The following is a 14,525-nucleotide window of genomic DNA, read 5'->3' on the forward strand; positions in this document are numbered from 1 at the left end:
CCAGCTCAAGACTGGGTTCAGGCTGTTGTTTTACATTTTTACAATCGTCCGCCCACGGTTCTCTCCCTTTAAAATGCTGGAAAGGACGCTAGGCAATTCTTCTAATGATACTTCATTTTTGATAGTCTCAAGCAATTCCTCAGGCTTCAAATCCCCAGCCATTCGCTGCCATAAAAGCTTTCTTGTTTCCATCGGGCAATATACGGAATCTATGCCCAGGAGATTGATGCCCCTTAGGATGAATGGAAAGACAGTTGTCGGGACGTCTGTTCCGCCAGTCAAGCCGCTGACAGCGACCGAACCATTGTACTCCAGCTTGCTTAAGATTGCCGACAAGGTATCGCCTCCAACCGGGTCAACAGCTCCGGCCCATAGCTGCTTGTCCAGTGGCTTAATTTTTTCGCCGACAAGTTCTTCACGGCTGATAATTTCGGCCGCACCGATCTTTTTCAGGTAATCATGTTCCGATTCTTTTCCTGTACTTGCTACAACGTGGTAACCACGCTTAGCGAGCATTGCCACGGCAACACTGCCGACCCCTCCGGTTGCGCCTGTCACCAGCACTTTCCCTTTTTCCGGAGTAAGGCCGTTTTCTTCAAGGCGGTGGACGGACAACGCTGCTGTGAATCCGGCAGTCCCAAAAACCATCGCTTCCTTTAGAGTCAGGCCTTCAGGCAATGGTACAACCCACTCTGCCGGAATTCTGGCATACTCACTGAAACCCCCATAGTGGGAAACCCCTATTTCATAGCTCGTTGCAATTACTTCATCGCCTTCCTTAAAGCGGCTGTCGTCAGAGCGGATTACAGTCCCGGCAAGGTCGATTCCAGGGATGAAAGGGTAAGACCGGACAATCTTGCCATTAGGGATGCTTGCTAGCCCGTCCTTATAATTGACACTTGAATATGCTACCTTGATCAGCACATCTCCATCAGGGAGGTTCTCCTGCGTGATCGTCGTTACCCCTGCTGAAAATCCCTCTTCATTTTTATTCACCATAAAAGCTTTGAAATTCTCCATGACTCCCAACCTTTCTTGGCTTGATAGTTTAAGTATAAGGAAAACACTGTCCATCTTCTAATAACTCAACTTAATGTGGGCAATCAATTTTAACAAGTAGAAAAAAGACTGGATATGACTTTTGTTGCTGACATCCTTGCGGGCGATAAAATACGTTTCCGGACTCATATTTGCCTGTCAGCTTTTCATGACTTCCAAGTATTAATGTAGGGATAAAAAAAGGCGCCCATGAATTATCGTCACTGGTAAAAGCATTAATGTGCAGTTAAATCCAAGCATCCAAAAATTATCATCACATTAGAAGAGTTAATGTAACGATAAACTAAGACATCCATTTATTATCGTCACATAAAAAGAGTTAATGTGCAGATAAACCAAGACATCAGCAAATTATCGTCACTATAACATGCGCATAAATCAAGTCCTTACCAGTCATCGTTCCATAAAAGGCCACAATGTATCCACCTGAGAATTCCAACGAGTAAGGCCGTATCTTCAGGATATTTTACCCCGGATGAGTCTGACAGATTGTTAAGTCCCGCACAAAATTATTACGATTTTGTGTACAGTCAATCTGGTGTGACGGACTTCACATATCTTTTAATCTGGCTCACTTAAGATTTAGGTATGAACAAGGTACACAGTGGAGCTTAGGGTTGAAAACATTATTAAATCAATTTTTCACTATTCACAAAGTGTTTACAATTTCCCCCTATTTTGACTGTTTTTCCATGATAAGATGATTTTTGAAATCGGGAACGATTTACAGGGAGGTAACAAAGTTGTACAAATTCGAGAAATCCTTTTACTCAAAAACAAGCATGTATTCCTTTGTCGTTGTCATTATATTATTTTTCTCAATGTGGTATTCGACCTCGAAGTTTGTCCATATAGATATGGCGCTTCTGGGGTATGCAATCTCGTCAGCGGTGTTTGCCATCGGGCTCACGATCAGAATGAGCTTCTGGATGTGGCGCAAAGCGACGAACAAGGTGGCTAAGCGAAGTGTTGAGAACCTTTTTAATAAAGAACGATTGAAACGCAACACAAAAGCAGTACTCAAAACTTTGATTGATAATATCATCTTGCAAAAATTCATTTTCCAGCGCGGATTATACCGCGGTATCCAGCACTTCATGATTTCATGGGGCTGCATCATTTCATTCGCAATTACCTTCGGACTTACCTTCGGTTGGATGAGATTTGATCTTATCGATTCTGAAACGTACCAGATTATCGTGTTTGATATGCCGACCATCACAATGGCAGCTCACGGGATTTTCGCGGAAATCGTTTATAACGGCCTGAATATCGGTGCAATCATGGTTTTAATCGGAGCGGGGATGGCCCTTTACCGACGCATCACGGACTATGATGTAAAAGTAACTCAGCGATTTGAGTTCGATATTCTCCCATTGATAATTCTTTTGTCAGTAACAGTGACAGGCTTGATCCTAACAATCATGTACACATTCCTTGAGGGATGGATGCACCATTATATGTCGCTGATTCACCAGGTAACAGTTATCATCATGCTCATGTACTTCCCATTCGGAAAACTGTTCCATGTGCCGATCAGGCCGCTGGCTACAGCAGTTCCTATGAGTTATCAAGAGGTGGTCAAAGTGGATACGAAAGAATGTAAAAGCTGCGGACAGCCATACAGCAATGATGACCAGATTGCGGATGTCCAGGCAATATTAAAAAGCCAAAATTTCGATCTCCAGCTTGCGGACGGCTCTTACCTTTCAGATTATTGCACTGGCTGCCGCCGCAGGATGAGAGCATTGAAACAAATGAATCTTGAAGCGCCTAAAGGCAACCCATACGGACCAGTAAGCACCAATAATGGAATTCACTTATCAGGCTTCAGCAAGAAGCGTTCGGAAGAATTTTACGGACTTGACCAGGACTCAAAGGAGGAAAAAGTTGATGAGCCAGTTTCTCGTTAAAGAAGGCGTAAAGAACCAGATTCGCAAAGGTGAAAAGCTAGTCACAACTCATTGCTGCTATTGCGGCATGCAGTGCGGAATGCATATCCGTGTTGATGAAAAAAACAACAAGGTTGTCGGTGTTGAACCTCGTTATGACTGGGTTTTAACAAGAGGGAAGATGTGTCCGAAAGGGGTTACTGCCTACCAGACGGTGGACCATCCGGACCGCATCAAGACTCCTTTGATCAAAAAGAACGGCAAGTTTGTCGAAGCTACATGGGATGAAGCGCTCGACTTGATTGAAAGCAAGTATAAAGGAATCCAGGAAACTTACGGCAAGGATGCGGTCGGCGTATACGGCGGAGTTTCAATGACAAATGAAAAGTGCTACCTCGTTGGTAAGTACGCTCGCGTAGGACTGGGAACTCGTTATATCGACTATAATGGCCGCTATTGCATGAGCTCTGCTGCCGGAGGTTTCAACAAGACTCTTGGAATGGACCGCGGCTCCACTCTTCCTTGGACTGAGCTTGAGCATACCGATACATTTTTCATGGCTGGTTCCAACACAGCAGAATGCCACCCGACAAGTATTCAGTGGTTCTGGAAGGCAAAGGACAAAGGAGCAAAATTCATCGTCGCAGATCCTCGTGAAACAGCAACAGCACGTGTCGCTGACGTGCACCTTGACTTGCTTCCAGGAACAGACGCAGCACTTGCGAACGGTATCATGCACCTTCTGATCAAGCATGATTATGTTGACAATGAATACGTACAGGAACGATGCAACAACTTTGAAGAATTAAAAGAAATGACGGCGAAATTCACGCCTGAATATACATCGAAACTTACAGGTGTGGCAGCTGAGAAAATCATCAAGGCAGCACACATTTTCGGAAAATCACCACGCTCAGTCGTGATGTTCGCACGCGGTGCGGAACAACAGACGTCAGGTGTTGATAATGTTAGCCTGTATACGTCAATGGCGTTATTGAGGGGACAGATTGGCAAATTCGCATCAGGTGTTGCCACTTTCACAGGACAGGGCAACGGCCAGGGCGGACGCGAACACGGACAGAAAGCAGATGCTCTTCCAGGATACCGTAAAATCGCAAATCCTAAGGATGTTGAGCATGTCGCAGGAGTTTGGGGCATCAAGCCAGAAGAAATGCCGAAGGAAGGCGTTTCCGCATACGAAATGTTCCACCTGATGCAGAACAAGACGATCCGCGCATTACACGTCATTTGCTCGAATCCCGTTGTTTCATCACCGAACATTAACTATGTACAGGACTCACTGGAGAAGCTGGATTTCCTTGTCGTAAATGACTTTTTCATGTCAGAAACAGCCGAGCTTGCTGATGTTGTTCTTCCGGCAACAACTTGGGCTGAAGACGAAGGAACAACAACGAACATCGAAGGACGTGTCATCAGGATTCGAAAGGTAGTGGAGCCAATTGGCGAATCGAAGCCTGATTGGGAAATCATGAGTCTGATTGCTGAACGACTAGGTAAAGGAAAGTACTTTGATTACAACGAACCAAGAGAGATCTTTGATGAGCTTCGTCTCGCTTCAAAAGGCGGCAAGGCTGATTACTTCGGTGTAACTTATGAAAAAATCGATGAGCAGGACGGCGTTTTCTGGCCAGCACCTGCAGAAGACCACAAAGGAACTCCATCAGTATTCCAAGAGCGATTTGCGACTGAAGATGGAAGAGCGAATTTGGCAGTCTGCGATTTCAGGGGACCTGCGGAAGTTCAGTCAAAGGAATACCCTCTATGGCTGACAACTGGCCGTGTCGTATTCCATTATCTGTCCGGTAACCAGACAAGACGCGTTGGCTTCCTGATGGAGCAATGCCCTGAGCCTTTCGTAGAAATGCATCCTGAACTGGCAAGCCAGTATCAGGTAGAGAACGGTGAAAGAGTGAAACTTTCAACTCCGCGCGGCGACATGATCGCTCCGGTAAAAATAACAAAAGCAATCCGTAAAGATACAATGTTCGTCCCATACCACTGGGGCAAAAAGCTGGCAGTCAACCAATTGACCAGCCCGGCGCTTGATCCATTCTCAAGAATGCCAGAATTTAAAGTTTGCGCTGTAAAGCTCGAAAAGCTGACAAAATAGGAGGAACGGCTATTATGAATAAAATTATGTACCTGGAATTTGAACGCTGTATAGGATGCCGTGCCTGCCAGGCAGCTTGCCGAGAGTGCGGCGACCATGACGCAAAAGAACGCAATTATGTAGAATATGTTGATTTTACTGAATCCCGACAGACTTTCCCGATGTTGTGCATGCAATGTAAAGATCCTGCATGTGCTCGTGTCTGCCCGGCCAATGCCATCCAGATCACCGATGAAGGTGTCGTACTGTCAGCTATGGAAGAAAAATGTATCGGATGCCGCAACTGTACGTTCGGCTGCCCGTTCGGTATTCCTAAATTCGATTTCGAGAAAAACAAAATGTACAAATGCGATATGTGCTATGACAGAACTCGTCATGATATCGCGCCAATGTGTGCATCTGTATGCCCAAGTGATGCGATTCGCTTCATCGATTTCGATGAAATGCAGCAGCTTCGCAGAAGACGTACCCAGATGAACCTTGTTGAAGGCAAAAAGCCTCAAGAAGGAAACAAATGGGATTATGTGCCTGAATTCTTCGGAGTCTACACAGATTCACAATAATAATTCATAAGAGCCGGCCGGAAGAGAGCGCTAAGTTCATTAGGGCCGGCTCTATTTTTGGATCGATTTCACGATATTGGCGAAAATCTGGTTTTATTGGCGAAAATCTGGTTTTATTGGCGAAGTTCATAGGTTTATTGGCGAAAAAACGATTATATTGGCGAAGTTCACAACTTTATTGGCGAAAATATAATTATATTGGCGAACTGGAAATTCACAAGGTTCTTTTCCAGTTTGGTTTCAACTAACTGAAGATAAGGTAGGGAATAATAACCCATCCAAAAAAAGAGGTGCTTTAAAATGCTAAAAGGAAATGTACTGGCGGTGACAAGCGGAAAAGGCGGAGTTGGTAAGTCTTCGTTATCGGTTAATCTTGCACTCGCGCTGCAAAAGCTTGGCAAGTCAGTTGCCATCATCGATCTTGATATATATGGATTCAGTGTACCGAAAATCCTTAATATAGATTCAAAACCAAAAACATTCAATGGAAAAATCATTCCGGTTGAAGCAAATGGCATTAAAGTTATGTCCATGGGTTTCCTTGTGAAGGATAACGAACCGATTGTCTGGCGCGGCCCGATGCTTGGAAAAATGATTCAGCATTTTACCGAGGATGTACTCTGGGGGGAGATGGATTATTTTATTCTCGATATGCCTCCTGGCACGGGTGATGTCGCCCTTGATATGCACCTGATGATTCCTCAGAGCAAGGAAATCGTCGTGACGACTCCACACAAGGCGGCATCATTCGTTGCGGAACGCGCAGGATCGATGGCGATTAAGAGCAAGCATGAAGTTATCGGTGTGGTTGAGAATATGTCCTATTTCAAGCCTGACGACAGCGAGCAGAAGTATTATATCTTCGGAAAAGGCGGCGGCGAGGAGCTGGCTGCACAGCTTGGCACGGATTTGCTGGGGCAGCTGCCGATCCAGGAAGCGGATGAGGACAGTGAGACCCCTGCGATTGCCACGGAAAATACCCCGCTATTCAAGGAATATCTAAACCTGGCAGAGAGAATTCATGCTAAGTTTTAGCTATAGGAACTGGAGGATTTGGCGATGAGTGATGAAAAAAAGCAAAACCATCATGAAGATGATAAAGATATGATCAAACTGATCGATAACCTGAACAGGAAAGACGATGTCCATCTGAATAGAAGGGCGTTCCTTAAAGCTTCCTTTGGTGCAACGGTTGCAATCGGTCTTGCGACGACTCCGTTTGGAATTTTCACTTTCCTGCGGGATGAAAACGGCGAAGTGAAGAGAGTAGAAGTCACTGATATTAATGACCTGGCAATCGGTGAGTCAAGGAATTTTAACTATCCGACAAAGAATGAGCCAGCTATCCTGGTCAGGACGCCGGACGATAAATTCGTTGCCTACAACAATAAATGTACACACCTGCAATGTCCTGTTTTTTACGAGCATAAGGAAAACGTTCTTCTCTGCCCATGCCACAAAGGCTATTTCAATGTAGACAACGGACAGCCTATGGCGGGACCTCCGCAGCGTGAGCTTCCGAAAATCCTGCTTGAAATCAAGGATGGAAAGGTATTTGCAGTTGGGAGGGAAGTAAGGCATGGATAAAAAAAGAGCAGCATTCTTCTCCATTTTCCTGTTCCTTGCCGTCAATGTATTCTCGCTTTCCAATGCGATTGAGGGTTATTACGGACATGAAGACGAGCGTGTATATGGCGCGGTCATCGTCGCATTGATTTCCACAGTTTTAGCAACGGCCGCCTTCTTTATATGGAAGAAGGCGGAGTATAAAAAGTAACCTGTCGGCGATGATAAAAGGAGAGGTCTTTTCAATCGAGAGGGAGGATTGATATGAAGAATCCTTTTCATCAAGAAAGCAAAAAAGAATCATTAGAAGAAGTATTGGAAAACTCAATTCAAATGGAAGAAGATTTGATGAGGACATACTTAATAACAGCCGAGCGTATCAACGATGATGCTGAACTAAAGGACCGTCTGGAAAACTTCGCGGAAGGCAATGCGAAACGGACGAAGCAGCTCATTGATGAGCTGCAAAAAGAGAAATAGGAAGAGCAGCGGAAGCCCGCTGCTCTTTCTGTTTAACCGAACTGATTTGTCGGCACGATCTTTATATTTTCCCCTTCAAATTTTCTTTCGCCGAATAAGGTGATCAAAGTACAGCTTAAAATACGGAATGGACTTGAAGCTGCTTCGTATTCGGCAAGCAGGCCGGAGCCGAGTTCCTCGCCCTCCGCATTCAATGCCTGGACGTTTTGACCTTCAAGTGTCCTTAGTTTTGCTTTCATAAGGAATGCTTTCCACTCTTCCCAGTTTTTAATCAGGAATGCTTTCTCTCCGTTCTCCAGGTAGCCTAGCTGGCAGCCTTGTTCATCGATGGCAGCTTCATTTCCGTAGCTTATCTCCAGGATGATATCCCGCAAAAATTGGAATTCTTCCAGATCCAGATGCTGGTCAATATGAAATTCCACTTCATGATCCGTACCTTTTACGGTGGCAAGAGTTTTATTGTTCATCAAGACAGAGTGGCCTTTAATATGTTCTGATGCAATTTGGTCGAGGGGGATTCCCATAATTTTTAGTGTCAGCATAGCAATCTCCTTTTTCGATCGTTTAATACCTTTTATTATAATGATTTTGCCCTATCAGCGGTGTGACAAACTTCATTACATGCCCAGAAATAAGAATATTAGTTCGAAGGGTATAGGTGTCCTTATATTTCGACAGGATATGGCAATAAAGTGGATGAATTATTAAAATCATTACATATTTTTCAGGTCTTGTAGCAGAACTGAAAGCTTCCTGAAATCTTGAATGAAAAATAGTTTGATAGAATACAATGATAAGGTTTGAGGGTAAGCAGCAGAAGGGAAAAAGAATAGTTAACTAAACTAATTTTTCATGCCTGAAGGAGTCTGAAGGCTCTTTTTTTGGATTGATATTATTAAAGGTCGGAGGAAAGTCATGACATTTGAAGAGCAATTAATCAAAAAGTCGTATTTTGAAACCTATGTGGATTCTGGCAACCGGACACATCCAGTCCAGGTGCTTGGGGAGCTTTACCTTGCTGAACAAAAGAATGATATGCCTGATTTATCATATATCCGCTTTGCGCAGGGTGAGGTTTATTTTCACCATAAGGATTATGAAGCAGCAATCTTTAAGTGGGAAAATATTACGAATGGACTGGAGGCCTGGGCAAAAAAGAACATGGGGGATGCATTCCTCGAGCTTGGCCTGCTGACATCTGCGGAAGATCTCTATCTTTCGATTGAAACTGAAAGCAGTGTCCTGAAAATCGAGAGTGGCCTGCAGCTGTTATCACTTTACATAGAGCAGGGAAAGCTCGAAAAAGCTGTAGCGGTCATCAAGAAAACAGTCGCGCTCGATCCGGATTACCCTGGTGTGACAGAAATAGCCCGTTCCTTCTTTGAGGAGCAAAATGACTGGGAAAATGCGGTCGAGCTTGCTGTCAATGAAGGGATCAGGACAGGGTCGCCAAAATGGTTTGATGTTTTGAACCAGTATGTGGAACAAGGATATACCGCCAAGTTTTCACCAGGATATTTTAACGAGGCATTATCTGTCTTATTCCAGGTCGACAGAAGCCGGTTTGAACAACTGGCCGTTACCCTGTGGCAAAGCTTTAGGAACCAGAGCACTTACATGACGTGGTTAAGGGATTTCAATCAATTATTCAGCGGGATGGACGGAAACAGGATAGATGGCTGGACCGAGCTTTCAGCAGTCTATCAGGAAAGCTATTTCGATTTGATAAATGGGGACCGGCTGATCAAGGAAATCTCGCCGCTGATTCCTGAACTGCTGACGAACTGGCTGAAAATAACCAGTCCGGTGAACAGCCTTGTTGCAGCATCATCCATCATTGCCTGGAACGAAGTGTTCCCGGGAACAATTACGTCTTCGGCAATCCACGACGCTGAGACATTAGTACTGAACTCTCAGGAATACCAAGATGGCTACAGGGATAGCTTGGAATTATTCCAGACAATCATCAAATGGGCTGAGGACCATGAGATTCAAGTCGGAAACAAGATTAAATGGATGGTCCAGGAGCTTCATGAATCGAATGTCCATAATATGCTGGTCGCCGGCGTATCGGGTAATGGGAAGTCTTCCTTTGTGAATACGGTTGTCGGCGAGGAATTGCTTACTGCGCCGACTGCAGCTGTCATTCGTTTCATGAATCATGAAAATCCAGAGGCCCATGAGATTACGGATACAGAAGTCCGCCAAATCACAGATATTGAGGACTTCCAGGAGTCAGCAGGAGTAAGCCGCAAAAATCATAAGCATGAAACCATTATTGACTTCAAGGCAGACTTCCCATTCTTGCGGGAGCATGAGCTGGCACTGATCGATACACCAGGCGTCAACCGAAATAACTATGAAAAGCACCCGCTCTATAATTACTTGAGGTTTGCTGACAGCTTGCTATTCGTTCTCAATGCAAATGATCCTTTTACGGAAAAGGAAAGGGAAATCCTTGCGAAAATATCAGAGTACTTCCCTGATCTGCCGATTCACTTCCTGCTGAATAAAATTGACGTGATATACAGCCGTCAGGAGGCAACGGAAGTTTTCGACCAGACATGGGCCGAAATCAGTCAATTCTATCCGGATGCGAAAATGTTCGCATTCTCATCCAATTATGATACTGGGCAGCAGCTTAAGGACTTTTCGAATTTTATCAAAGCAAACAGAAGTCCATTGAATATCGAGCAGGAACGCACTGCAAAACTCCAATTCTTCGTCAGAAGAGCCATTACTTATCTGCTTGATAAAAGGGTAGAAATCGAAAATAACCATATGGAGTCAATCAACTGGAATGAGGAAATGGTGAGCAAGCTGAATGGCGCCATCAACCAGCTTGGTGACATTGAAGATGAGAAGTCCCGCTCCATCCAGAAATCATTCCGTAAAATCAAAGATGAAACCCGTGCGGAAATCATCGAGAAGGTTCCGGAGTTGCTGCGGAGCTGCTCAGAACTGGTAACGGAAGATAGTGATTTTGGGAAGATTCATTCGGAAATGGACGAAGAAATGAACAACCGAATTGAAGAATATCTCAACAAAACCTTACTGCCAAAGTTCCATGCCGACTTGCATGAGTGGATTCAGTTTTCAAAGGAAGAGTTCGACCAGAGCCAGAACTATCTGAATGAAATGGCGGATAGTTTTAATTCCTTGTATGGTGAAGAACGAATCAGCCTCGACTGCGATTTCAAGGTGCTTGATGACTGGCGCCGTGATGCAGACCGAATGACCAATGGAGTGCACTATGAGAAGGTCAACATCATGAACCGCTCTACCCCACAGCAATTTTTCCTGAAGAGCGCCGGAAAGCTGCTTGGAGTGCTGCCGCAAAACAATACAATGCTTTATAACAGATATAAAACCTATCTCGAGTCAGAGGATTATTATGAAATTGGCGTAGCCATCGCAAAGAAGTTCCTGCAGCAATTCGAGATTTTTGAAAAATCGATTGAACGCGATGTAAATCTGTTCTTCAAACAGCCATTCAACGTCCTTGAAGAATCAGTAGAGGATGCTAAGACCGAAATAGAGCACGGAAAGAATGAATTGGAAAAACTGAGAATCAACCCGGAACTGTACCGAGATCCATTGACGCTTTATGAAGTAAAACTTCGCCAGTACGAATGGATGACCGCAGCCGGCCAAGGATGATTGTAAAAAGGAGATTCCCGGGCATTGGGAATCTCCTTTTACAAGATTGAATTGTCTAGCTTGATCGTTTGCGCTTTTCTCAGTATAAAATTAAATTTTCATAATAATATTGACAATATGAGTATGGGAGTTTAAAGTAAAGCTTATCAATTTGCCTGATTAACTTAATAAAGAATTTCTCTTATCAAGAGTGGCAGAGGGACTGGCCCTGTGACGCCCGGCAACCGTTCTATTATGAATTGGTGCTAAATCCTGCAAAACAATTTTGTTTTGAAAGATAAGAGAGGAATCTAACCTTTTCATTTTGCGTTCGAAACCTCTCTTTTCTGGAGAGGTTTTTTTATTTGTGTTAGCGGAGCGGATAAACCAAAGGGGGAAATACAGATGAAAAGAGTTGGATTCAAAAAAATATTATTAACGGCAGCGGCTTCGGCATTGCTGCTGACAGGCTGTGGCGGCGGTGAAACGAAGACTGCCAGCGGTCCTGTTGAAGGAGTACCAGAGCGATTTGCCAAAGGCGAGGAAGTTAAAATTAAAGTAATCCGCAAGATTGGCGGAGATGATCATACAGCGCAATTTTTAGCGGGTGCAAAGGCAGAAGGGGAAGCGCTTGGTTTCAAGGTTGACGTTTTCACGGCTAACGGAGACACAGCCAAATTCCATGATGCCATCAACCAGGGGCTGCAGCAGGACTATGATGGATTCATTATCTCACATGGCGATGATGCCGCAACGGTAGAAGATGTGAAGAAATTAGCTGAAAAGGGCAAGAGTGTTGTGACATTCGATTCCAACCCTGACCTTGCCCAGGTAGAAGGAGTCACACTCACTTCCCAGGATGATGAAGCCCTGGCAACCCAGGCGCTCGACCAGTTAGTAAAGGACCAAAATGGAGAGGCGAATATCGTTTATCTTTGGGTCGATGGATTCCCGCCAATGGTAAGAAGAAATAAAGTTTACCAGGAAACCTTGAAGGCAAATCCGGGAATCAAAGAGGTTGAGAGATTCGGAGTTGCCGCAGCAGATACAAGCGTCCAGACACAGAATGCGGTTGCAGCGATGCTGAACAAGCATCCAAAAGGAGAAATTGACGCGATTTTCGCGACATGGGATGCGTTTGCGATTGGCGCAGCACGTGCGATTAAGGAAGCTGGCCGAGATGAAATCAAAATTTATGGAATCGACGTTTCCAATGCTGACCTCCAGGAAATCCAGGGAAAAGGCAGCCCGTGGAAGTACACAGCAGCGGTGGATCCCAAGCTGATCGGTGAAGTGAATATGAGATTGCTAGCTAAGAAGCTCGCCGGCGAAGAAACGCCAGCTACCTACGACTTGGAAGCTTCACTGATCTCCCAGGAAGAGCTTCAGAAGTCAAAAAATCCGGTCAACATGGCTAGTCTTGCTGAAATCATCGATGGCTGGGGCAAATCAGATGCGTTTTTAGAAGATTGGATGGAAAAATTGAAGGAGCACTATAAGAAATAACGATTGAACTGGCTTGCTAATCAATTTTATAGCGGAAAATTGTTTTTATAGCGAATTTCTCGTTTTTATAGCGAACTGGAAATTCTGCACGATTTTTTCCAGTTAAGAGAAACAAAGCAGACACTCTCAAACTAAAGAGGGTGTCTGCTTTGCAGATTGATAGGAAAAGGAGGAACCGGGATGACAGCCAAGAAACTTCAAATGAAGAACATCACGATTGAGTTTCCGGGAGTTCGTGCGCTGAACGCTGTGCAATTCAGCATAGAAACGGGCAGGATTCACGCGCTGATCGGAGCGAATGGAGCGGGAAAATCGACATTGATGAAGGTGCTTTCCGGAGCACATGACCATTACACCGGGGACATCCACCTGGATGGGGAAAAGGTCCAAATCAGGACACCTGCTGATGCACAGAAACTCGGGATCCAGACAGTTTACCAGGAAGTTGATACAGCCATCATCCCGTCGCTGACTGTTGCAGAAAATATCATGCTGAATCAAACAGTGCAGTCAAAGGGAAATAAGCACTGGATGAATTGGAAGCAGCTATTCAAGGAGGCAGAAGATATTCTTTTTGGCATGAATCTGAAGATTCCTGTTAAAAAGTTAGCGGGTGAACTGACGCTTGCCGAAAAGCAGCTTGTCCTGATTGCCCGGGCAATTTCAAGCGATTGTACCTATCTGATTCTCGATGAACCAACAGCTCCTCTGAGCCACACAGAAACATCAGAATTGTTCCGGATCACTCGGGATCTGGCCAAAAGAAATGTAGGCATCATCTTTATCTCTCATCGGATGCCGGAAATCTTTGAATTATGTGATGAGCTTACCGTCATGAGAAATGGCGAGTTTATTGTGAAAAAGGAAATCCCTGATGTGGATATTCACCAGGTGATTGAATATATGCTCGGCCGGAGGCTGGAGGATCAATTTCCAGAGAGGTCAAAAAACTCGATTGGCAATCCTCTTTTGACAGTGGCAGGCCTGACAGATGGAGACAAAGTGAAAAATACTTCATTCCATGTAAAAGCAGGAGAGATTGTCGGGATAGCCGGTCTGGTTGGAGCTGGCAAAACGGAACTATGCAAAGCGCTTTTTGGAGCATCACCAACCGTCCATGGGACAGTGCTCCTTAATGGAAAAGAACTGAAGCTGACGAGTCCGCATGCAGCGGTAAAAAGCGGTCTGGCTTTGGTGCCTGAAGAAAGGCGTAAGGAAGGAGTTCTCGTAGCTGAATCTGTCACATCGAATCTTACGGCAGTCAGCCTGAAAAAATTCTCTGGATTTTTAAGCTTTATCGACCGGCGTGCTGAAAAGGAAACAGCGCTGGAATATATAAAAGCCCTTGGCATTAAAACACCATCGGATACAGCCAAAGTTGAGAATCTCTCAGGCGGCAATCAGCAGAAGGTGGCAATAGGCAGATGGCTGCTGACTGATGCAGATGTGTATATTTTTGATGAGCCTACCAAGGGTGTGGATGTTGGCGCAAAAAGAGATATTTTTGAGCTGATTGCCAGGCTGGCAGAACAGGGCAAAGCCATTATTTATGCTTCCTCAGAACTGTCAGAAATCGTCGGCATCACGGACCGCGTATACGTCCTGTACGATGGAGAACCTGTCAAGGAACTTGAAACAGCCGAAACATCAGAAGAAGAACTATTATTTTACTCAACAGGAGGCAGATAG

At 44.7% G+C, this 14,525-nt stretch carries 12 protein-coding genes and 1 riboswitch; of the genes, 10 read left to right on the top strand and 2 right to left on the bottom strand.

The genetic code is table 11. The annotated features are described in order from the left end of the window. Positions 1-30: 30 nt before the first annotated feature. The gene (locus B5X77_RS04880) at positions 31-1,020 is read right to left on the bottom strand and encodes an NADPH:quinone oxidoreductase family protein (RefSeq protein ID WP_079505636.1); all 990 of its coding nucleotides are present in this window, start codon (positions 1,018-1,020) and stop codon (positions 31-33) included. Between the two features lie 782 nt (positions 1,021-1,802). Between B5X77_RS04880 and B5X77_RS04885 the strand changes: the two genes are divergently transcribed. From B5X77_RS04885 to B5X77_RS04915, 7 genes are all read left to right on the top strand, one after another. After that, positions 1,803-2,972 carry an MFS transporter gene (locus B5X77_RS04885; protein ID WP_257391728.1) on the top strand — a complete coding sequence of 390 codons (1,170 nt, stop codon included), beginning with the start codon at positions 1,803-1,805 and terminating at the stop codon, positions 2,970-2,972. After that, positions 2,953-5,082 (top strand): formate dehydrogenase subunit alpha, encoded by a 2,130-nt coding sequence (fdhF, locus tag B5X77_RS04890; RefSeq protein ID WP_079505638.1) that lies wholly within the window; start codon positions 2,953-2,955, stop codon positions 5,080-5,082. Before B5X77_RS04885 ends, fdhF begins: the two co-directional genes overlap by 20 nt. A 14-nt stretch (positions 5,083-5,096) precedes the next feature. After that, complete coding sequence (locus B5X77_RS04895) at positions 5,097-5,645, top strand: 4Fe-4S dicluster domain-containing protein (RefSeq protein WP_079505640.1); 549 nt, start codon at positions 5,097-5,099, stop codon at positions 5,643-5,645. A 300-nt stretch (positions 5,646-5,945) separates the two neighbouring features. Next, on the top strand, positions 5,946-6,680 hold the full coding sequence (locus tag B5X77_RS04900) for an Mrp/NBP35 family ATP-binding protein (RefSeq protein WP_079505642.1): 735 nt from the start codon (positions 5,946-5,948) through the stop codon (positions 6,678-6,680). Positions 6,681-6,704: 24 nt separating this feature from the next. Beyond that, a complete protein-coding gene (locus tag B5X77_RS04905; protein ID WP_079505644.1) occupies positions 6,705-7,232 on the top strand; it encodes a Rieske 2Fe-2S domain-containing protein in 528 nt (175 codons plus the stop codon). After that, positions 7,225-7,422 (top strand): hypothetical protein, encoded by a 198-nt coding sequence (locus tag B5X77_RS04910; protein ID WP_079505646.1) that lies wholly within the window; start codon positions 7,225-7,227, stop codon positions 7,420-7,422. Before B5X77_RS04905 ends, B5X77_RS04910 begins: the two co-directional genes overlap by 8 nt. Before the next feature lie 53 nt (positions 7,423-7,475). Next, positions 7,476-7,691, top strand: coding sequence for a hypothetical protein (locus B5X77_RS04915; RefSeq protein WP_079505648.1), 216 nt, complete (start codon positions 7,476-7,478; stop codon positions 7,689-7,691). A 32-nt stretch (positions 7,692-7,723) separates the two neighbouring features. Here B5X77_RS04915 and B5X77_RS04920 read toward each other — a convergent pair whose 3' ends face one another. After that, positions 7,724-8,233 carry a hypothetical protein gene (locus tag B5X77_RS04920; RefSeq protein WP_079505650.1) on the bottom strand — a complete coding sequence of 170 codons (510 nt, stop codon included), beginning with the start codon at positions 8,231-8,233 and terminating at the stop codon, positions 7,724-7,726. A gap of 373 nt (positions 8,234-8,606) precedes the next feature. On the opposite strand from B5X77_RS04920, the gene B5X77_RS04925 reads away from it, so the two are divergent. The 3 genes from B5X77_RS04925 (at position 8,607) to B5X77_RS04935 (ending at position 14,525) form a co-directional block, all read left to right on the top strand. After that, a complete protein-coding gene (locus B5X77_RS04925) occupies positions 8,607-11,351 on the top strand; it encodes a dynamin family protein (protein ID WP_079505652.1) in 2,745 nt (914 codons plus the stop codon). Positions 11,352-11,529: 178 nt separating this feature from the next. Further along, positions 11,530-11,635: riboswitch (SAM riboswitch) on the top strand. 100 nt (positions 11,636-11,735) lie between these two features. Beyond that, positions 11,736-12,836 carry a sugar ABC transporter substrate-binding protein gene (locus B5X77_RS04930; protein WP_079505654.1) on the top strand — a complete coding sequence of 367 codons (1,101 nt, stop codon included), beginning with the start codon at positions 11,736-11,738 and terminating at the stop codon, positions 12,834-12,836. Between the two features lie 180 nt (positions 12,837-13,016). After that, complete coding sequence (locus B5X77_RS04935) at positions 13,017-14,525, top strand: sugar ABC transporter ATP-binding protein (RefSeq protein WP_079505656.1); 1,509 nt, start codon at positions 13,017-13,019, stop codon at positions 14,523-14,525.

The organism is Mesobacillus jeotgali (assembly GCF_900166585.1).
Taxonomy (GTDB): domain Bacteria; phylum Bacillota; class Bacilli; order Bacillales; family Cytobacillaceae; genus Mesobacillus; species Mesobacillus jeotgali_A.